We start from the raw sequence: 21,059 nt of genomic DNA, 5'->3' as shown, positions 1-21,059 counted from the left end.
GACAAAGGCGGTCGCTGACGCTCCTACAGCTCCAAACTTCCTCTCCGTTACTCCATCACCGTCTTTCTATGAACAAGACACCAAAGAAAGATTACCCGCGCAAAAAAATGGAGGGAAAATAAATGCAACTACAAAAGATTTTTAACACTGAAGCACCCAACCAATCCACACGCATCATCGACGGTGAGTGCTCCGGTATTCTGAACTGGAACGATATTCGCATGCCACATATGTACAAGCTGTACAAGGTGCTGCTGCTGAATCACTGGATCGCGGATGAAATCCCAATGTCCAAAGATGCGCAACAATTCCCTATGCTCGATGCTGAGGAGCAACGCGTATTTAAGATCAACATCTCCCTGCTCGCCGTGTTAGACTCGATGCAGACGATGTTCGTAAGCGACGTGAAGCGTTATTTTACTGACTCTTCTCTAGAAGCTATCTCTGCCATTATCGGACAACAAGAAGTGGTGCATAACCAATCCTATTCCTATGTTCTTTCCTCAATCGTGTCGGAAAGTGAGCAGAAAGAAATTTTTGAATATTGGAAAAAAGACCCTGTCCTGCTGGAACGCAATCAGTTTATCTCTGATATTTATCAAGAGTTCCGTGATAACCCTACGAGACAAACCTTTTTCCATGCGCTGGTAGCGGATCTCATCTTGGAAGGAATTTTCTTCTACAGCACCTTCGCCTTCTTCTACAATCTGGCCCGTGACCAGAAGATGATGGCGACCAGCCAAATGATCTCTTATATCCAACGTGACGAGAACCAGCACTGCTATTTCTTCGCAGAAGTATTTAAGCAGCTGCTTGTAGATTTCCCTGAGTTGAACACTAAAGAGAACATGGATTACGTGTATCGTACGATCGACCGCGCGGTAGAGCTTGAAACCAACTGGGCTTACTACACCCTTACTAATGTCCGCGGTATTGATCTTAACGAGCTTAGTGACTACATCAAATATACAGCGAACAAGCGCTTAACTTTGATGGGTATGGAAAAAGCCTACCAAGGCGTTGATGTTAACTGCATGCCTTGGATCAAACCTTTCTCCGATGATGCGCTTAATGCCACCAAAACCGACTTCTTCGAAGCTAAATCCCGTAACTACGGTAAGGTTGGCGACGATAACGGATTCGACGATTTGTAAGACCGGATTATAACGAACCCTATATAAAAAAAGAGGCCATTCTCTACTTTCATAGTGAGATGGCCTTTTTGCTATAGCAAAAAGCGTCCCTTCACCCCTTGGATCAGGTATGAATGAGACGCTTATATAGTTGGTATGAATCCATCCGAAACAGAATGCTTGCTATTTAGTCTTAAGCCTTGCGTTCTACACGATGTGTAGTTTCTTCTGCAACCTCAGCTAACGCATCATTCAGACGCAGTTTCAACTCCTCAGCAAGCTCTACCACTCCGTGATCATTACGAACCACCTGAGAATCCACGGCATACACTCCACCAAGAATGTAACGTGCACCGAGTACAGACAACACAGGTTTCAAAGCATAATCAATCGTAAGTAGATGTGCAAGACTGCCACCCATGAAGAGCGGGAGTACGATTTTGCCGGCCAATCCCTTTTGTGGAACTAGATCCAAGAAGGTCTTGAGCACGCCTGTATAAGAGGCTTTATAAACCGGGCTAACCACGATTACCGCATCCGCTTCGGCTACAAGGCCGTTCGCTTTGACGATAGAATCACTCTCAAACTTGGTATGAATCAAATCTTCGGCTGGCAGCTCTGCTACGTTAATACGCTCAACCTCAAAGCCCTGATCCGTTAAGCTTGCCTCCGCATACTCTATAACTGCATTGATGCGCGATACCAAGGAAGGCGTTCCGTTAATCACAACAATTTTAGCCACTTCTCCACCTCTTTCATCCTATTAAGCAGCTCACACTGCAAGTATTTATCCCGACAGGAATACTTTAAATTAATATTAATCCTATCGCAGATTAGATATTATTGTCAAACCATAAACGCTTGCGCTCATCCCACTCTTGCGATATACTAAGCAACAATATTAAATCCAACAATCAGGCCAATGATCGGCATCCAACCGTGAGGCGTCTGCGACCGGAGCCTATAATGACTCCCTAAGTTCACCGGGTTTCGCCCGTTACCGCGAAGACCAAAGAGGGTCGAATTCTTTCCTGCTGTTAAGGAGGTTCGATCAACCTGGGTGGCACCGCGAGCTGACGCTCCTCGTCCCATGGATGAGGGCGTTTTTTGCGTTTTTTCAAGCATAAATACCTTCGGCGTCCTTATAAGGACGGTAAGTGTTTGTGCGAGAACTAGAAGGATAAAGTGAAGTGTGAAACTTACACTTTCTTATCTTTTAAACAAAAAGGAGCGAGCGAGATGCTGGAAATGAACTGGATCAAGGATAATCAAGAGCTTGTAAGAAACACTGCTACCTGGAAAAGAATCGACTTCCCACTGGATGAATTGCTGGATTGGGATGAGAAGCGCCGGGGCCTGCGACAAGAAACAGAACAAATGAGAGCCGAACGTAATGGGCTAACCAAAGAGGTTGAACGATTATTACGGCAGGGTGACCGCCCTGCTGGAGAGATCGTCAAAGCACAGGTACGGGAACTCAATCATCGGCTGAGCCTGCTGGAAGCTGATCTGAACGAGGCTGAACGCCGCTGTAGAGAGCTCATGCTGCTCGCACCGAATCCGGTGTCGCAGGATACACCCATCGGCCACGATGATAACGATAATGTAGAACTGCGGTTGAACGGAGCGGTGCCGGAATTCGGCTTTGCGCCTCGTGATCATGTGGAGCTAGGTGAACTCCACGATATTATTGATATTCCCCGTGGCGTCAAAGCAGGCGGTCCTCGCAGCTATGTGCTCAAAGGAGCCGGCCTGATGTTACATCTCGCTGTACAGAGACTTGCCCTAGATGTGCTCACTGCACGCGGATTCACCGTGATGGATGTTCCTGTGATTGTCCGCCCTGAAGCGTTGGAGCGAACCGGATTCTTCCCGGGTGGGATGGATCAGACGTACGAGCTCAGCGGAGATAATCGCTGGCTGGTAGGCACATCTGAAGTGTCGCTAGTTTCACTCTACAGTGATGAGATTGTAGAGCTTGACACACCCATGCGACTAGCCGGAATGTCGACTTGCTTCCGCCGTGAAGTTGGATCAGCGGGGCGAGATGTGCGCGGGCTGTACCGCGTACATCAGTTCTCGAAGATTGAGCAAGTCATCTTATGCCGAAATGACGAAGGTGTCTCGGACCATATGCTTCACGAGATCCTCGCAAATGCCGAGCACATTCTTCAGCTCTTAGAGCTCCCCTATCGAGTCATGGCTGTCTGCACAGGGGATATGTCCCTGAAGACGCATAAGCAGTATGACATCGAGACATGGATGCCTAGCAGAGGCGCATACGGTGAGACCCATTCGGCTTCTAATCTACTCGATTTCCAAGCTCGCCGTTCGGGCATCCGTTATCGGGATGCGGACGGTCGCTTACAATACTGCCACACCTTAAATAACACCGCAGTGGCTACGCCAAGAATTCTGATCCCGCTGCTGGAGAATCACCAGCAAGAGGATGGTTCTATCTACATTCCTCAGGCGCTGCGCAAATATATGGACGGATTAGAGCGGCTAGAACTTCCACAACAGTAGTCTGTTTTATCCAAGTAAATTTAAAATAAATAATGCCTATTCACTTCTCAACAAGAAGCTGAATGGGCATTTTTTTGTTCTAAGACCTCCCAAATAGTCGAGCCCAATAACTCCTTCTCTATTGTTATTCAAATGTAAAATTTAACAGAAGTATAGAATACATTTGTTGTAATCCTTTGATAATTCAACTATAAAAATTAATTCATATATGGGACTATTCATCATCCAATAAACACTAGATTTTAAGGATTATTGTATTTATGCACTATTTTCAGCCCCTATTCTTATGCGAAAACAATAACTTTTTATTTTTTTATTTTAATTTATAAAACCTTTAATTTATATTAATGCAAACCAACCTTTCATTTTACATTTGAATGATAAGATTTAGTAGGTTTCTAATAAAAGATTTGAGGGGAGAATACTTATCCAAATGATTATTTCTTCAAGAGTAAGGAAATGGTGGGCTAGTGGACTGGCAATGTTAATGCTTGTCGGCAGTGTGCTGCCAGCTATTCAGACTGCCGAGGCAGCACCGGATAATAGCAATATTGTTATCTCACAAGTCTATGGCGGTGGTGGAAACAGCGGAGCAGAGTTTAAGAATGATTTTATTGAATTATACAATCCTACCAACAAACCAGTAGTCTTGACTGGATGGAAAGTTCGGTATACTTCCGCAACTGGAACCTTTAGCAGCGGAACAGAATTAACAGGAACTATTCCTGCAAATGGATACTACCTCGTCCAAGAGGCTGCAGGAACAGGAGGAACTGCTGCACTGCCTACTCCTGATGCCGCAGGTATCCTAGCTATGAGTGGGACAAACGGTAAAGTCGACTTGGTTGACCCATCGAATAATACGATAGATTTAGTTGGCTATGGTACAGCTACAGGTGTTGAGGGAACTCCAACCCCTGCTCTCACCAACGCGACAGCCGCTATTCGTAAAGCCGCAGCTGGTGCACCAGCTGATAGCCGTGGTCTAGATACGGATAACAACGTTGCGGATTTTGTTGTTCAAGCAGCAAGTCCACGCAATAGTAGTTATGGTAAAGCACCAGAGACAGCTAGCTCCGTAGTAGCTTCATCAGCCGCTAATGCCTGGCCGGTAGGCACTGAAATTTCTCTGAACTCTCCGACAGTTGGAGCATCCGTCTATTCAGCTGTTTATGGATCAGGTGGTTCAACTGATTTCCAACCTTACACAGGGCCTATTACCTTAACTGAGGACACTACGATTAAAGCGTATGCTTCAGAACCGAATATGCCAAACAGCGCAATAACGACTTTTGACTACACGATTCTGACCAAAACAGACGTCGCAACAGCACGCCTTGGTAATAAAGGTCAGAATATTTCAACAGAAGGTATCGTAACTCACATTAACGCAGCAAAAATGTATATTCAGGATGGAACCGGCGGGATCGTACTTTATGGATTCCCAGAGTTCGCAAACGTTGGAGATCGTGTTGCAGTTAGTGGCGAGATGGATATCTACAGCAACCTGCAAGAGCTCAAACTCCAAAGCGGACTTCAATACTCTGTCGTTGCGAGTGATGTAGGTGTACCCGCACCTAAATTGATTACAGCAACCGACTTGTCTGCAGCGAACGGCGAAAACCATGAAGCTCAGCTGGTAACTATGAATAATGTCACTATAGATAATGTAAATGGAAATACAGTGACTGCAAGTCAAGGCGGACAACAATTCACAATTTTCTCAACCCTGCCTAAACTAGTGAAGGGTGCAACCTTTGATAGTATCACTGGGGTTATCGAGCAATATAATACAACTTATCAATTCATTCCACTTAACGAAAACGCTTTGGTGGAAGAAACCTTTTCCGTAATGGCGAGCCCTGGTGCAGGTCGCATCATTAAAGGAAGTGCTGTGACCCTATCCAGCCCTACCCTTGGAGCACAAATTCATTACACGACCGATGGAACTGAACCGACAGCAGCAAGCAAGCTTTATTCAGATCCAATTACAGTTAGTAAAGATCTTACCATTAATGCAATTGTCGTAGCAGATGGCAAGACAAGTAAGGTGTATACCTTTGCTTATAAAGCTTCTGATCTCCCTCGTATACATGATATTCAAGGAGAATCTCATGCCTCTGAGTATGTAGGTCAGAACGTTACTGACGTAGAAGGTATCGTTACCCAATACGGATACACATTCGCAACTGGCGCTTATAGAGGTTTCTTTATGCAGGACCCTCAGCCGGACAATAATGTGAACACATCGGAAGGTATTTTCGTTTACAGCACAAATGCATCCCTTAAACCTAAAGTTGGAGATTTAGTGCGCGTTAATGGAGCCGTTTCCGAGTATAACGAAGGAAGTGCGAGCAATCTAACCTCCACTCAAATTAATATGACATCACTAACAGTAGATTCCTCTTCTAGTTATACTGTGCCTGAACCTATCGTACTTGGCAAAGGTGGAAGAGCTATTCCTTCTTCCATCATTGATAATGACAGCATGGCTGATTTTGAACCTAGTGAAGATGCCATAGATTTTTATGAATCGTTAGAAGGTATGCTTGTAAAACTCCCTACCCCTACGATTATTAGTCCTTATTGGACAAGTGGTAGCGGAAATTCCATGCTTTATAACATCCCTACAAGAGTAGAAAATGATACTCCTGATGTCATCACACCAGCTGGTGGACTAGTTCTAAAAGAATATAACCAATTCAATCCTCAGCGCCTTATCATTGCTTATGGAAATCCGGGTCAAGAAGTCATCACCGGAGATAAGTTCGCTGGAGATGTTACAGGAGTCATCGGATACAACAATGGCAATTTCAAAGTAATTCCGGAGAACGGTAAGCTGCCAACCATTACCCCAAGTACTTTTAAACAAGAAACAACTACTCTTGAGGTTAATGAGGACAAGCTATTAATCGCTTCATACAACATTGAGAACTTCTACCCAGGCGTCGGAGCAACAAAAATCCAGAAACTTGCCGACTCCATCACGAATAATATGAAAAAGCCTGACATTATCGGCGTGGTCGAAATGCAGGATAGCAATGGTGAAACCAACAATGGAATCACTGAAGCAAGTGCTGACGAACTGATTAAGGCTATTGAAACTGCAGGCGGTCCTGTATATAAATACACAGACATCGCTCCAGTCAACAATCAGGATGGCGGTGCTCCAGGCGGAAACATTCGCGTAGGCTTCTTGTACAATCCAGCAAGAGTACAGCTTGCGGATAGTGTAAACGGTCAAAAAGGTACATCTACGCAATCCGTTGCTTATGATGCAGCGACAGACAAGCTGACTTACAATCCGGGACGAATTGATCCAACGAATGCTGCATTTGCTAGTTCACGTAAACCACTTGCTGCACAATTTATTTTCGGTGGCGAAAAAGTGATCGTGATCGCAAACCATTTCAATTCAAAAGGCGGCGATAATGGTCCTTTCGGGAACGTTCAGCCACCGGTATTGTCCAGTGAAACACAACGTCATAAAATTGCGGCGGTCGTAAACGGATTTGTCAAAGAGGTTCTGACTGCAAATCCTGAAGCCAACGTCGTAGCTCTTGGCGATTTGAATGATTTCCAATTCACTAAAACTGCAACTATTTTAAAAGGTACAGAGCTGGACAATTTGATCGACACATTGCCTTTAAATGAGCAGTATACGTACACCTATGACGGAAACTCTCAAGTACTGGATCATATTCTTGTCAGTAAAAATCTAACGGCTTCTTCCAAAGTAGATGTCGTCCATCTAAATGCCGACTTCTCTCCATCGAAAGGTCGGGTATCCGATCATGATGCGGTTGTAGCACAGATTGATTTTAGTACTGCTGAAGATTTTCCATTAACAGTTCTACACACCAACGATACGCATGCAGGATTAGATACTGTAAGCTCACCAAACAACATCTTGCGCCGTGTAACAGCAATCAAAACTGCTAAGGCGACTACAGAAAACCCTATTCTTCTCGATGCGGGTGATGTGTTCTCCGGAACACTCTACTTCAACAAGTATCTGGGTCAAGCAGATCTGGCCTTTATGAATCTGGTCAAATATGACGCTATGACTTTCGGTAATCATGAATTTGATAAAGATTCTGATACGCTTTCCAAATTTATCGGCAACGCTAAGTTCCCTTTTGTCTCATCTAATGTGAATTTCTCTGCAGATGATATTCTAAGCAAAATGTTCACCAACGAAATTGGTCGATCGGGTAATGCGGCAACCATCTACCCTGCTCTGATTAAAGACGTAGACGGCGAACAGGTTGGTATCATTGGTCTGACGACAGAAGATACAGCGAACATTGCTTCACCAGGTAAAGTGACTTTTGAGAATGCTGTAGTGAAGGCAAAAGAAACTGTCGCTATGCTGCAAAAAGAAAAGATTAACAAGATTATTGTTCTCTCACACCTTGGCTACGAAGAAGATCTGAAGTTAGCCAAAGCGGTTAACGGTATTGATATTATTGTCGGTGGTCACAGCCACACGCAATTAGATCAAGCGGTTGTAGATAACAGCGATCCTAATGCACCGAAGCTTATTGTACAAACTGGTGAAAAAGGACTCTTCCTTGGTCAGCTTGAAGTTAAATTTAACAAAGATGGCGTACTGACAGATTGGAAAGACCAATTAATCTCCATCGACGCTAAGAACGGCGCTAACTATGTTATCGCAGAAGATCCTGAAGCTAAAAAGATCCTGGATACCGACTATAAGCCAGGTATTCAAGAGCTAACCAATGAGGTAGTAGGAAACTCAGAGGTTGTCCTAAACGGCGTTCGTGATAATGTTCGCACAAAGGAAACCAACCTCGGTAACCTGATTGCCGATGGTATGCTTTTTGCAGCCAAGAAAGCTGGCACTAATGCCGTAATCGCCCTGCAAAATGGTGGCGGTATTCGCGAATCTATCAATGAAGGACCGATTACACAAGGTGAAGTACTCGGAGTACTTCCTTTCAACAACGATCTGGTTACGATCACTTTGACCGGACAAGAAATTAAGGATGCAATGGAGAATGGGGTTTCCAAAACTCCAGCAGCAGACGGGCGTTTCCCGCATGTTGCAGGGTTGAAATTCTACTATGACTCTACGAAGCCTGTGAACGAACGTGTATTACTTATCGAAGTGAAGAACGGAGACAAATACGTTCCTCTAGATCTAAAAGCATCTTATGAAGTAGCTACTAATGCTTTCACAGCTAAAGGTGGAGATTTCTATACTTCCCTTGAGAAGGCCTATAAAGAAGGCCGTGTGAATCTGCTGTACCTGCCGGACTTTGATGTATTTACGAAGTATCTTAAAGAAGTTGGAACTGTCACTGCGAACACTTCCGCTGTTGAGGGCCGGATTGTGGATCTGAAAGGTGCACCACTGCCGGAGACAACTGAAGACTTCCCATTAACAGTTCTACACACCAACGATACGCATGCAGGACTAGATACTGTAAGCTCACCAAATAACATTCTACGCCGTGTAACGGCAATCAAAAATGCTAAGGCGACTACAGAAAACCCTATTCTTCTCGATGCGGGTGATGTGTTCTCCGGAACACTTTACTTCAACAAGTATCTGGGTCAAGCAGATCTAACCTTTATGAATCTGGTTCAATATGATGCTATGACTTTCGGGAACCATGAATTTGATAAAAATGGTGAAAATTCTGAAGTGCTTTCCAAATTCATCGGCAACGCTAAGTTCCCTTTTGTCTCATCCAATGTGAATTTCTCTGCAGATGATACGCTAAGCAAAATGTTTAACAATGAAATCGGTCGTTCGGGTAATGCGGCAACCATCTACCCTGCTCTAATCAAAGAAGTTAACGGAGAACAAGTTGGTATCATTGGTCTGACGACAGAAGATACTGCCAACATTGCTTCACCAGGTAAAGTAACTTTTGAGAATGCTGTAGTGAAGGCAACAGAAACTGTCGCTATGCTGCAAAAAGAAAAGATTAACAAGATTATTGTTCTCTCACACCTTGGCTACGAAGAGGATCTCAAGTTAGCCAAAGCGGTTAATGGCATTGATATTATTGTCGGTGGTCACAGCCATACGCAATTAGATCAAGCGGTTGTAGATAACAGCGATCCTAATGCACCGAAGCTTATTGTACAAACTGGTGAAAAAGGACTCTTCCTTGGTCAGCTTGAAGTTAAATTTAACAAAGATGGCGTACTGACAGATTGGAAAGACCAATTAATCTCCATCGACGCTAAGAACGGCGCTAACTATGTTATCGCAGAGGATCCTGAAGCTAAAAAGATCCTGGATACCGACTATAAGCCAGGTATTCTAGAACTGAGCAATGAGGTAGTAGGAAACTCAGAGGTTGTTCTAAACGGCGTTCGTGATAATGTTCGTACAAAGGAAACTAACCTTGGTAATCTGATTGCCGATGGTATGCTTTTTGCAGCCAAGAAAGCTGGCACTAATGCGGTAATCGCCCTGCAAAATGGTGGCGGTATTCGCGAATCCATTAATGAAGGACCAATTACACAAGGTGAAGTACTCGGAGTACTTCCTTTCAACAACGATCTGGTTACGATCACTTTGACCGGACAAGAAATTAAGGATGCAATGGAGAATGGGGTTTCCAAAACTCCAGCAGCAGACGGACGTTTCCCACACGTTGCAGGGTTGAAATTCTACTATGACTCTACGAAGCCTGTGAACGAACGTGTATTACGTATCGAAGTGAAGAACGGAGACAAATACGTTCCTCTAGATCTAAAAGCATCTTATGAAGTAGCTACTAATGCTTTCACAGCTAAAGGTGGAGATTTCTATACTTCACTTGAAAAGGCCTATAAAGAAGGTCGCGTGAATCTGCTGTACCTGCCGGACTTTGATGTATTTACGAAGTATCTTAAAGAAGTTGGAAATGTCACTGCGAACACTTCCGCTGTTGAGGGCCGGATTGTGGATCTGAAGGGTGCACCATTGCCGGAGATAACCCCAACTCCGACACCAGTACCAACACCAGTGCCAACACCAGATCCAACACCAGTGCCAACATCACCAACAGTTCCAACATCAACAGCAACAGTAGCACCAACACCTACTGCAACAACAGCACCAACGGCTGCACCGCAAGTAACAACAATTGATGCTGCTGATCTGACCAAACAACTTGCTGAACTGCCAACTGGTAAACATGAACTGGTTATTCCGGTTAAAGCGACTACTGGCGGCGCTCAAGTAGAACTCCCAGGCAGTGTGCTTGTAAAACAAGCTGCTGCACAGCCTAACACCATTCTTACCCTTACTACTGATGGCGCTTCGTATTCCTTGCCGCTCAGTGTTGTAAACAGTGTATCGCTTGCCGCTCAATTAGGCACCAGCGACTTTACAATTACAGTATCCATTCTATTAGCGGATTCGAAAACGCTAAGCAGCACAAACCAAGCTATCGCTTCACAGCTAGGTAATGCTACTTTAGCTGCTCCAGTAATCGAATTTAGTGTTTCAGCAGTAGCCGGATCTAAGCGTGTACCGCTGAACAACTTCGGCAGTACTTATGTTAATCGGACGATCAATGTACCTACTTCCTTAAATTCAAATAACGCAACGGCAGTCGTCTTCGATCCTGCTACAGGCAAGATTTCCTTCGTGCCTGCGATATTTGCCCCTAAGGCTAATGGAACAACAGATGTTACGATTAAACGGAACAGCAACAGCTATTACACCGTTGTTAAATCTTCCAAAACGTTCGGAGATATTAGCGGACACTGGGCTAAAGCGTCCATTGATCTGTTAGCTTCCAAACTGATCGTTAGTGGAACCAATAGCGATACATTCTCTCCTTCACAGTCGATCACACGGGCTGAGTTCGCAGCATTAATTACGCGTTCTCTTGGACTTGTGACAACGGGTGGCGAGACAACATTTAAGGATGTAAATCCAAGCGCATGGTATGCTGATGCTATTCGCACTGCTGCAGAAGCCGAATTGATTTCCGGTTATACCGATGGCAGCTTTAAGCCAGGTAGCCCGATCACTCGGCAAGAAATGGCCTCTGTATTAGCTAAAGCCATCAAGTACACGGGCAAAACCTTAAATGCCGATCCTGCAGCACTAGCTAAATTCAGTGACGCAGCAAGCATTCCTGCTTGGTCCCAAGCAGCAGTAGCAGAAATCGCTGCTGAGGGCATCATTCAAGGAGCGAAAGACGGTTCCTTCGCTCCACAAAAGCTGGCAACTCGTGCTGAAGCCGTTACGATGCTGGAGAAGACATTGAAATCTCTTCAGTTCATCAATTAATAAAGGCTCACAGCTCTGAGGACAAAAAGGCGGTTCCTAGGGTGCATAATGCACTCGAGGAACCGCCTCTTTTTCATATAACCTCTAGGATTCCATCCCAGCCTCATTCTCTTCATAATGACTTGTATCCCCGTGCAGCAGGATCTCCGGCACGCCATCCGTAAAATCAATCCTGGATAAGCAGGTTGGATATATGTAAGGCAGATCCCATAGCTTAGGCAACTCTCTGCCCTCAAAATAAGCCATCAAGAGCTTGATCACTACCGTATGCGTTACGATAAGAATCGTCTCACCCTGATGGGCAGTGAGAATTTCCTGAAGCTTCTCCAGTGTTCTTGTCTGCACCTCTGCGAAGGTCTCGCTGCCCTCCACTTTAAACCGGTCGGGTTCCTTCCAGAAATAACGATGCTGGTCTGAATACTGGGCTGCCAGTTCAGCAGAATCTCTACCTTCCCATACGCCCATGCCAATTTCTTTAAATGCATCGGAAATCTTCAGCGGAACATCCCGCTCTCCGCGTATAATTTCAGCTGTACGCAGCGCCCTTGGGCTAGAGCTTGCATAAATGACATCCAGATTTGTAGCCTGCATTCCCCGACTCAACCATTCCGCCTGTTGTACGCCAAGCGTCGTCAGCGCAGAATCCATATGACCTTGCATACGATTCTGCACATTCCATTCTGTCTGTCCATGACGCGTTAGATATATCGTTGTAGTACTCATCCGTTGCCTCTCCTCCTAATCCCAAATCCAGATAGTCTACTTCCTGTTTCGCTCCATCCAGTTCACCGCATAGTCAACAATTTCACGCTGTGGAATCAATTGAGCTGCAGCTGAGGCGATACGACCATTTGTAATGAGCCCTGTCTCTTGCCCGAATTGCTCAGCAAGTTCAACGAAATCGTCAGAGTTCCAATCTAGCTCCTTGAATTCCACCCACTCTCTATGACCATCCACTAGTATAGGTGCCCCGCCAATGACTTCCTTCTTTCCTTCATAGAAGGCCCGGCATTCAGCAAGATGTAATGAAGTATTATTCAGATTTCCAACGCCTAGCAGCAGCACACTTCCCCCCAGATCATAAATACGAGCTAATGGAGAGTCATCCCCCAAACCGTTTTCAAGGGAGTGACCATATATAATCTCATCCCTATGCTTGCCCCAAGCCGCAAATGAATGAATGGGGTGATCGCTGCGCTTTACCTCTTTTTGTCTACGGAAGCAATCCGGAATAACCCCCATTCCCCTCAGTGGGGTCAGGTCTGGATCATAAGCCGGCATCTGCTCACGGATACTTTGCCACCAAGATTCGGGCACCGGTGGGTTACTCCAGCCAGCAGGGTCCGTCAGATCACTAGAATGCGTGGGCATCACAAGTGTACCTGACTCTCCGAGGACCTCCTCAAGCGCCAAAATAACGGCAACCGGGCCACCTGCCACCCATTGGCCTAGTGATTTGAAGGACGAATGCAGTATAATCGTCATCCCCGCCTGTACACCCAGTCGCCGAAAGTCCTCTGCCAACGTCTGAACTGTAATCAAATTGCCTTGAATTTCTTCCACCCTTCATTCCTCCAAACTCTCTTGCTGCTAATCCTAGCAAAGCTTCTCACTGCCATTATATAGGAGGATCACTTCTAACGACACCCTTAACACCCATCAAGGTACAGTACAGCAATGATATTTATACTAAAGCTACTTATCCTGCCGTTTACGAAAAATCTTCAGACAGCATTTTGGCTCTATAATCCCCTGGAGAGATCCCTTCCAACTCTTTGAATACACGGGCAAATTGCTTACTGTTCTCAAAACCTACTTTCTCCGAAACCTCAGCAAGCTTGCCACAGTCTTTCGCTAGCAGTTCTTTAGCATGACGGATGCGTACCCTTTTTAAATAAATGACAAAATTCTCACCAGTATATGCTTTGAAGGCTTCGCTAAAATAAGAATAATTCAAAGAAACATGGTTACTAACCATAGCCATATTTAGTGGACGAGCATAGTTGGCTTCAATATAGTGCAGCGCTTCCTCCATGTCAGCATGCTCCGTATGAGCAGAGCGTACCCCTACAATGTAATTACTCACACTCAGGAGCAAATTCTCAAGCGCACGATAATAATCATGAAAATGACGATAATTGTACATATTGCCCACTGTGCGATACAGCTTCAACACCTCTACCGAGGCCTCGCCATGCACCCGAAATACTTCATCCAGCACCAATTCATTGATATTCTGTCCCACCGACTCCAAATAAGACAGGTCAAGCGCCTTCAAATGCTCAGTCTGAAAAATCACAGCCAGAAGATGCTTCATCTCCTTCTCGCGTTCTGTTCCAAGCATATTGAGCAGCTTGCGAATTTCCTCCTTTGGTAAGGGGGAATTAGACCGTTCTTGACTCACATCCTCGTAATTCAACAAGTTCACTTGTGGATATACAAAAGTATACTGTAATGCCCGACAAGCTTCCTTATAACAGGAACGAAGGTCTGCAAGACTTCCTCCTTCGCTACTTATCCCAATCGACAATCCCATTATTTCTTTGGCTTCAGCTTGTCTGGACAGCTCAATAAAGTCCTGTTTTCTGGTTCCGAGCAATACTAGCTTACCGTCCCAGTCCGTTGTGATTTCCGAAAAACATTTTTCAAGTGGTCCCATCAATCGTTCAACCAGCGCCTGAACATCCCCCGGCTTCATTCTTGTTCCATCATTACAATAGTAATTCAACACACCTACTGTAAAAGGAACCTCCAAGTCATCTAGGCTCTCCTGCTGCCCTCGCTCCAACTGAACTTCCTGCTGCATAAGCAACTCGCGTAAACGGCTAGAACGCAGCTCTCGGCGAAAACGTTCTGCTTCCTGTTCCTGCTGCCTTGCGCTGAGATTCTGCTCCTCCTGCTCCTTGTCTATACACTTCAAGATTTCGAATAATTCATCTCTACGAATCGGTTTAAGTAAATAATCCTTCACGCGATAACGGATCGCGCTTTTGGCATATTCAAAATCGTCATACCCACTTAAAATTAACACTGCCGGACTTTTCTCGCCCCCTGTCGCCGAAGACAACCGCTCCAACAACGTAATTCCATCCATTACTGGCATACGAATATCTGTAATAATAATATCTGCACCGTCGGCCTTAAAGATATCTAACCCCTCTGCGCCATTACTCGCCATTGTGATGGTATACATGGACGGAAATTCTCTTTCAATCATAGTTTTGAGACCGTAACGGATATTCTTCTCATCATCAATGATCAGTAGCTTCTTCATAGTTGTTTATCTCCCGTCAAAAGAACTTTCGGCAAGGTCAGACGTACCATTGTCCAACTTCCTGCTTCACTCTGTACTACAAGCCCATATTCATCGCCATAAAAAATTTGCAGACGCTGATGCACATTTCTCAGTCCGATGCCACCTGTTCGGCGGTCAGCCTCCCTCAGTTCAGCAGTGCTCTCACAGCGTTCATCTTTTGCATAAATCGCCTCGTTTAAAGCATGCAGACGCTCTGGTGTCAGCCCCATGCCATTATCACGAAGCTCTATGAAAATATCGCCTTCCGTTTCCGAAATATGAATATGAATGCTCGGGTCCTGTAAATTTTCTTTCTCACCACACCAAGCATGCTTAACACTGTTCTCCACAATAGGCTGCAGTGACATTTTAAGCACCTCCAGCTCCAAATATCGAGGCTCAATATGAAGCACCAGCTTAACCGGATATTCAAAACGAATATTCATCACTTCAATGTAGTTCTCAATATGACGAATTTCATCTCGCAGCTTCACATACTCTCCGGACCATTTGAAATTATAACGCATCATCCCCCCCAGTGAGGTTAATGCATCCGAGATCGTTCGTTGGTTCTCAATTTCAGCCAGCATTTTAATATTTTCCAGCGTATTATACAAAAAATGTGCGTCAATCTGGTTATGCAGCGTACGTAACTCAGCCTCTTTTGACAATGCCTGCTTACTCACTGCTTGAGCCACCAATGTATTGATCGTGTTCATCAGTTTTGAGAAATGATGGGCAAGCTCACCGACTTCCCCTCCACCCCGAATCATAATTCCACTGTAGGCTTCACCTCTGCGCACTTTTTTCATTGTTTCGGTCAATCTACGTAGATTTTTTAGAATAAAGGCATTTGTCACATAAGCAATCAGCGTTAGCAAGGTAATAAACCCGACATTGGCGCCAATGATTAAGTTGCGCGTTCGGGAGATATCCTTCATAACTCCCTCCATGGACACTACATTTAACAAATAAGCATCAATACGTTCTAGCGGAGTGTTAATCAACAAAAACGATCGACCATTCTCCGAGTATTCACTGTCCCATGCTCCAGTTTCCCGAAAATGCTTATACCGTTCTGCAATCATATCGGACATCTTCAGATTATCCTGCAAAAAAGAATGGTCCGGTCTGGTGAAAACCTGCAGCTCACTATCCACAAGGAACATCTGGGTCTGATTATCCCGGACGTCTGTATACGTCTTGGGTGTAAAACGACTCAGCAGCATATCCACCTGCACCATACCGATATGATTGTCTGCTGGACGACTCTTCTCACGCAACAACGAAACCTTTGGCAGACTTTCCGCCGGTGCTTCCAAGTATCTCTGCATCAGATCAGGATCACTTTTCTGAAAAGACCAGTATTCCTGTCCCTTCAATTGAAGCGCTTTCTGAAACCATGGCTTGGAAGAAACCCGCTCTTCCCGAAAGATAATCGGCCAAATTTCATGCACTTTATTGCTTTTCGAATACAGCCTCAAATGCTCAATATTCGGATTATTAAATTGAATACGAGTCATATTCACATAGGCATTTGTATTGAAATTAATCAAATCTACTAGCTGGGGTTCAGTTTCATTCGCAAGGAATTCTTCTACATCGGTATCAGAATAAGCCATCTGCGCCGCACGTTCCATCGCCTCAATTTGATTATAGATATGTAATTTTTCCATTTGCAGCAAATAATTATTTTTCTCGACGGCATCTCTGAGATAGGTGTTATTGATAGACTCATAGAAGTAGACGGATACCAGCAAGCACGGGCCTAAAATAATAAAAACATAGGCTGCAATTAAACGACTCTGGAGAGATCTTCTTCCCCACCAATAACTAAAAGAATGCCATAATGCTCTAGCTCGCTCACGCCTGTTCACACTATACACTTCTGTTCTGTCCACCTCGCTAAATAGTGAATATTTAACCTATTTAATATCTATACCATATTATAGATTGAAAATAACCCAATCGCCCGCATTAGCGGGCGATTGGGTCTTGTTTATTTTATTTTTTTGCGAGTTTTTGCTTATTCTCTTCATATTTTGTTTGTTGGAAGGCTTGCACTTTAGCCAGCCCCAGATCCTCTTGCTTCTTGATGTAATCTGTCCAGATGGAATCAAATTCAGCATCGGATGGAGCCATCAAAAGCTTCGGTAGCGTTTTGCTGCGCAAATCTTTGATTTTAGATAAGATGACGCCCTCAGGGGAGCTTGCCAACGGATCGATTTGATCAAACTCGGAAATACTCTTTGTTTTTCCGCGAGTCCAGTCTTCAAGCTGTTTGAAAGGCTCTACAGCTTTTGGTGTCCATTGAGCTGTAATATTGGTATTCATCAGCATCCAGAACGTAAAGGAAGAACCATATTGCTTGTCGAATGCCGCACGGTCTTTATTCATCAGATCAAAGACTTCTGGTTTAAATTGGTCTTTGCCGTCAATGGTATCATAGCTGACGCCTTTTTCGCCAAGATAGAGGTCTTTATTACCTTCTTCACTGTTCAGGTAACTGAGGAATTTAATGGCGCGTGCTTTATCTTTAACATCTTTGGAGATCAGCGTTACTGTCCAGCCAGAAATAGCAGGGCCGTTCAGAGTAGGCGTATCCAGGTTGGTATTAGCCGGACCATCAACTGCGATATAAATTTAGTTCGGTTCTTGCTGGTACAGAGTTCCCAGTTGGGTTCCAAAGTCAGTACGTTGGTACAGCATCGCGAAGTAACGGCCTTGAGCGATTTTTTCTTCCATTTGAGGACGTTTGTCAATAAAGATATCTTTAGAAAGCAAGCCGTCTTGGTTCGCTTGACGCAAAGTTTTCATCCAGCGGATATATTCAGGGTCAGTCTCACGATTATATAACTTGCCGTCTTTTTCTCTTGGAATAGCTAAGAAGTTCTGAATGTATTGTTCCAGAGAATCGTTACCGGTTGCGGTAAATTCGTGCAGACCGAGCGGAATTATCGGTTGACCATCGATTGCAGGGAATTTCTCTTTAGCGGCCTTCAGCGCTGCCACGAATCCTTCCGGTGTGCGCATATCAGGACTGCCAATCGCTTCATAAATATCTTTGCGGACTACGAAGGTTTGGTTGGATACATAAGTGTCGCCATATTTCTCGTAATCTTTAGGAGAGGAAGAAGCATTCGGATAACCGTATACATTGCCGTCAGCTTGTGTGTACCAGCCCAGTTTGTCAGGGTCGGATACTTTGAAGAAGTAAGGATCATATTCTTCGGCCAGTTTGTTAAGAGGAAGCACGAGATTGCCTTCAATCATTTTCTTAACGGCATCTTCATACCATCCCAGTGTAATGAAGTCCGGCAGTTTACCGGAAGCAATCAGTGTGTTCAGCTTTTCATTTTCATTACCGGCTGGAACGATAAAGTTAATGTCAACACCGGTTTTCTTAGTGATATATTGGGAAGTTGGATCCACACCCCATTTATTAGGGAACCAGGCAAAGTTCAGGTACCAGTCAAACGTAATTGGTGATGTGTCGGATTTCCAACCCGGCTCATCAGCGGACAGTGCTGTAGCTTCTGGCGCTGTTGTAGCTGTTGCCTCTGCTGTGTTACCTTCAGTCTTCGTTGCGGTATTACCTTTGTTTGCGGCGTTCCCATTATTGCCGGAACAGCCCGCTACGGACAGAACCATGATTGTTGCCATAAGCAGCAGCATTATTTTCTTTGGCTTTCTTTTCATGTCCATGCTTGTTTACCCCTTTTCTGAGATTGATTAATAATTATAATTTGCAACTCCAAGACTGCGGGAGCAGTCTGGAGGAGATACCACTAGTTCGGATGAACTGCGACCGGCACTTAGCCCTTGATGGAGCCAATCATCATCCCTTTGACGAAATAACGTTGCAGGAACGGGTAAGCAAAGACAATCGGAAGTGTTGTAACCACCATGGTAGCCAGCTTGATGGACTGCGAGGTCACCGTCCTAGTCACGGCGCTTCCCTGTACGGCAGTCATCATCAAATTGGAACTAGACTGAGCAACAACCCGGTACAGGAATGTTTGAATCGGTTGCATGCTTTCATTGTTCATATAAATCATTCCGGTAAAATAATCATTCCATTGGTAAACGCCATGGAATAGCGCAATGGTAGCCAGTACGGGCAAGGATACCGGTAGGACAACCCGCAGGAAGATGGACCAGTCATTAGCTCCGTCAATACGCGCCGCTTCCTCGAGACCATCAGGAATATCCCGGAAGAAGGTCATGAAGATGATTAGATCGAAGAAGCTGAACATGACCGGAATAATATAGACCAGGAAATTTTCTAGCAGATGAAGATCTCTGATGAGTAGGTACGTCGGAATAAGTCCTCCTGCGAAGATCATGGTTATCGTGCCTAACAGGATGTAGAATTTGCCCCCAATCAGTTCCCTGCGGGAAAACGCATAAGCAACCATCGCTGTAAAGAACACATGCAGACCTACGCCGAGAAGTGTTTTGGCTACGGTAAGCCACATCGCCCTCATAATACCCGGGCTATTGAATACAGCACTAAAGTTCTCCAATGAAAACTTGCGCGGAAACCAGTAAATCCCACCCAGCATAGCATCTTTTCCGTCATTAAAAGCATTAATCAGCACGTACCAGATCGGATACAGCGTAACGAAGCAAATACAAAGCATTCCAATATTGTTGACTATATCAAAGACGACTTCGCCCTTGGTTCTGCGATTCAGTGTAATCATATACAGGTCCTCCTTGGCCTAAAACAACGAGGTATCGTTGAGTTTTTTGGATACTTGGTTGGCAATCAGCAACAGAATGAGCGAGATAACCGATTTGAACATCCCAATTGCTGTTGAATACGAGAAGCGGGCTGAAAGCAGACCGGTATAGTAAACATAATAGTCAATCACATTGCTCGCGCTGTCATTCAGCGAATTGCGCAGTACCAGAATCTGGTCAAAATTGGAGTTCAGTACACCGCTGACTGCCAGAATAAACAAGATGCTGATCGTTCCTTTAATGGTCGGTACGGTAACATACCACATTTTCTGGAATCTTCCGGCACCATCGATGGTGGCCGCTTCATACATTTCGGGAGATATGCTGGTAATGGCAGCCAGATAGATGATCGCTGACCAGCCCAGCTCCTTCCATAAATCCGAGGTAATAATAATAGTCCAAAAATATTTTGGTTCAGCCAGGAACGAAATTGGCTGGTCGATCACATGCAGCGCCATCAGAATATTGTTGATGATGCCTATATCTGCCAGCCAAGTGGCAAGAATCCCGCCAAGGACGACCCAGGACAAAAAGTGGGGCAGATACGATATCGTCTGAATACTCTTCTTAAAGCGAACGGATCGGATTTCATTCAGAAAGAGAGCGAATATGATTGGCAGCGGAAAGATCAATAGTTTGATTAAGCTGATGCCCAGCGTATTCTTCATTACATACACAAAATTATCGTCCGCCAGGAACTCTTTGAAATTCGCGAGACCGACCCAAGGAGCTTCTGAGATTGGCTTGACGATGTTGTACTCCTTGAAGGCGATAATAATGCCATACATCGGAATGTAGTTAAAAATAATCATCCATACTACACCGAGCAGTGCCATTGTCTGCAAATGACGTTGGGTAATGAACTTCTTCCAAAGCGGGGTACGATTTACTTTACCGGTTTCGAAATTGCCCGAAAATTGAGGCTTCATCGCTGGGCTTAATTCCCCATTTGTTTTTTTCTCCATCATATGGACCTCCAGAATCTCTATATCCGCTCTTGTATAAAGCGCTTACAAATATTATATATTCATTGTATTTGCTTTTGCCTGTCTCCGTAAGGTATTGAATTTCGGATTATAGGTTCCATTTTTCG

General features: G+C 44.7%; 11 protein-coding genes and 1 pseudogene. 3 read left to right on the top strand and 9 right to left on the bottom strand.

Annotation, left to right across the window (positions count from 1 at the left end; translation table 11 throughout):
• Positions 1–122: 122 nt before the first annotated feature.
• Positions 123–1,154, top strand: coding sequence for a ribonucleotide-diphosphate reductase subunit beta (locus tag NST34_RS02355; RefSeq protein WP_036682584.1), 1,032 nt, complete (start codon positions 123–125; stop codon positions 1,152–1,154).
• 172 nt (positions 1,155–1,326) lie between these two features.
• Here the strand turns inward: NST34_RS02355 and ssuE are convergent, their stop codons facing one another.
• Together ssuE and NST34_RS02345 are read right to left on the bottom strand one after the other, a co-directional pair.
• The gene (gene ssuE / locus NST34_RS02350; protein ID WP_341127054.1) at positions 1,327–1,875 is read right to left on the bottom strand and encodes an NADPH-dependent FMN reductase; all 549 of its coding nucleotides are present in this window, start codon (positions 1,873–1,875) and stop codon (positions 1,327–1,329) included.
• Positions 1,876–2,021: 146 nt separating this feature from the next.
• Positions 2,022–2,225: a hypothetical protein gene (locus NST34_RS02345; protein WP_341127053.1), complete on the bottom strand. Its 204-nt coding sequence runs from the start codon at positions 2,223–2,225 to the stop codon at positions 2,022–2,024.
• 147 nt (positions 2,226–2,372) lie between these two features.
• On the opposite strand from NST34_RS02345, the gene serS reads away from it, so the two are divergent.
• Both serS and NST34_RS02335 read left to right on the top strand, forming a co-directional pair.
• On the top strand, positions 2,373–3,659 hold the full coding sequence (gene serS / locus NST34_RS02340) for a serine--tRNA ligase (RefSeq protein WP_341127052.1): 1,287 nt from the start codon (positions 2,373–2,375) through the stop codon (positions 3,657–3,659).
• 433 nt (positions 3,660–4,092) lie between these two features.
• The gene (locus NST34_RS02335) at positions 4,093–11,925 is read left to right on the top strand and encodes a 5'-nucleotidase C-terminal domain-containing protein (RefSeq protein ID WP_341127051.1); all 7,833 of its coding nucleotides are present in this window, start codon (positions 4,093–4,095) and stop codon (positions 11,923–11,925) included.
• A gap of 84 nt (positions 11,926–12,009) precedes the next feature.
• On the opposite strand, the gene NST34_RS02330 is transcribed toward NST34_RS02335, so the two are convergent.
• From NST34_RS02330 to NST34_RS02300, 7 genes and pseudogenes are all read right to left on the bottom strand, one after another.
• Positions 12,010–12,648: a histidine phosphatase family protein gene (locus tag NST34_RS02330; RefSeq protein WP_076285207.1), complete on the bottom strand. Its 639-nt coding sequence runs from the start codon at positions 12,646–12,648 to the stop codon at positions 12,010–12,012.
• Between the two features lie 36 nt (positions 12,649–12,684).
• A complete protein-coding gene (locus NST34_RS02325; RefSeq protein WP_076285206.1) occupies positions 12,685–13,488 on the bottom strand; it encodes an aminoglycoside N(3)-acetyltransferase in 804 nt (267 codons plus the stop codon).
• Between the two features lie 148 nt (positions 13,489–13,636).
• Positions 13,637–15,199 (bottom strand): response regulator, encoded by a 1,563-nt coding sequence (locus tag NST34_RS02320; protein ID WP_341127050.1) that lies wholly within the window; start codon positions 15,197–15,199, stop codon positions 13,637–13,639.
• Positions 15,196–17,097: a cache domain-containing sensor histidine kinase gene (locus NST34_RS02315; protein WP_256716359.1), complete on the bottom strand. Its 1,902-nt coding sequence runs from the start codon at positions 17,095–17,097 to the stop codon at positions 15,196–15,198. Before NST34_RS02315 ends, NST34_RS02320 begins: the two co-directional genes overlap by 4 nt.
• A 127-nt stretch (positions 17,098–17,224) precedes the next feature.
• Positions 17,225–18,925 (bottom strand): annotated as a pseudogene (locus NST34_RS02310) (extracellular solute-binding protein).
• A gap of 110 nt (positions 18,926–19,035) precedes the next feature.
• Positions 19,036–19,926, bottom strand: coding sequence for a carbohydrate ABC transporter permease (locus tag NST34_RS02305; protein WP_076285202.1), 891 nt, complete (start codon positions 19,924–19,926; stop codon positions 19,036–19,038).
• An 18-nt stretch (positions 19,927–19,944) separates the two neighbouring features.
• Positions 19,945–20,931, bottom strand: coding sequence for an ABC transporter permease (locus tag NST34_RS02300; protein ID WP_081382970.1), 987 nt, complete (start codon positions 20,929–20,931; stop codon positions 19,945–19,947).
• Positions 20,932–21,059: the final 128 nt, after the last annotated feature.

Source organism: Paenibacillus sp. FSL H7-0714 (assembly GCF_038003765.1).
Lineage (GTDB): Bacteria > Bacillota > Bacilli > Paenibacillales > Paenibacillaceae > Paenibacillus_AQ.
This window is presented reverse-complemented; position numbering and strand designations above follow the sequence as displayed.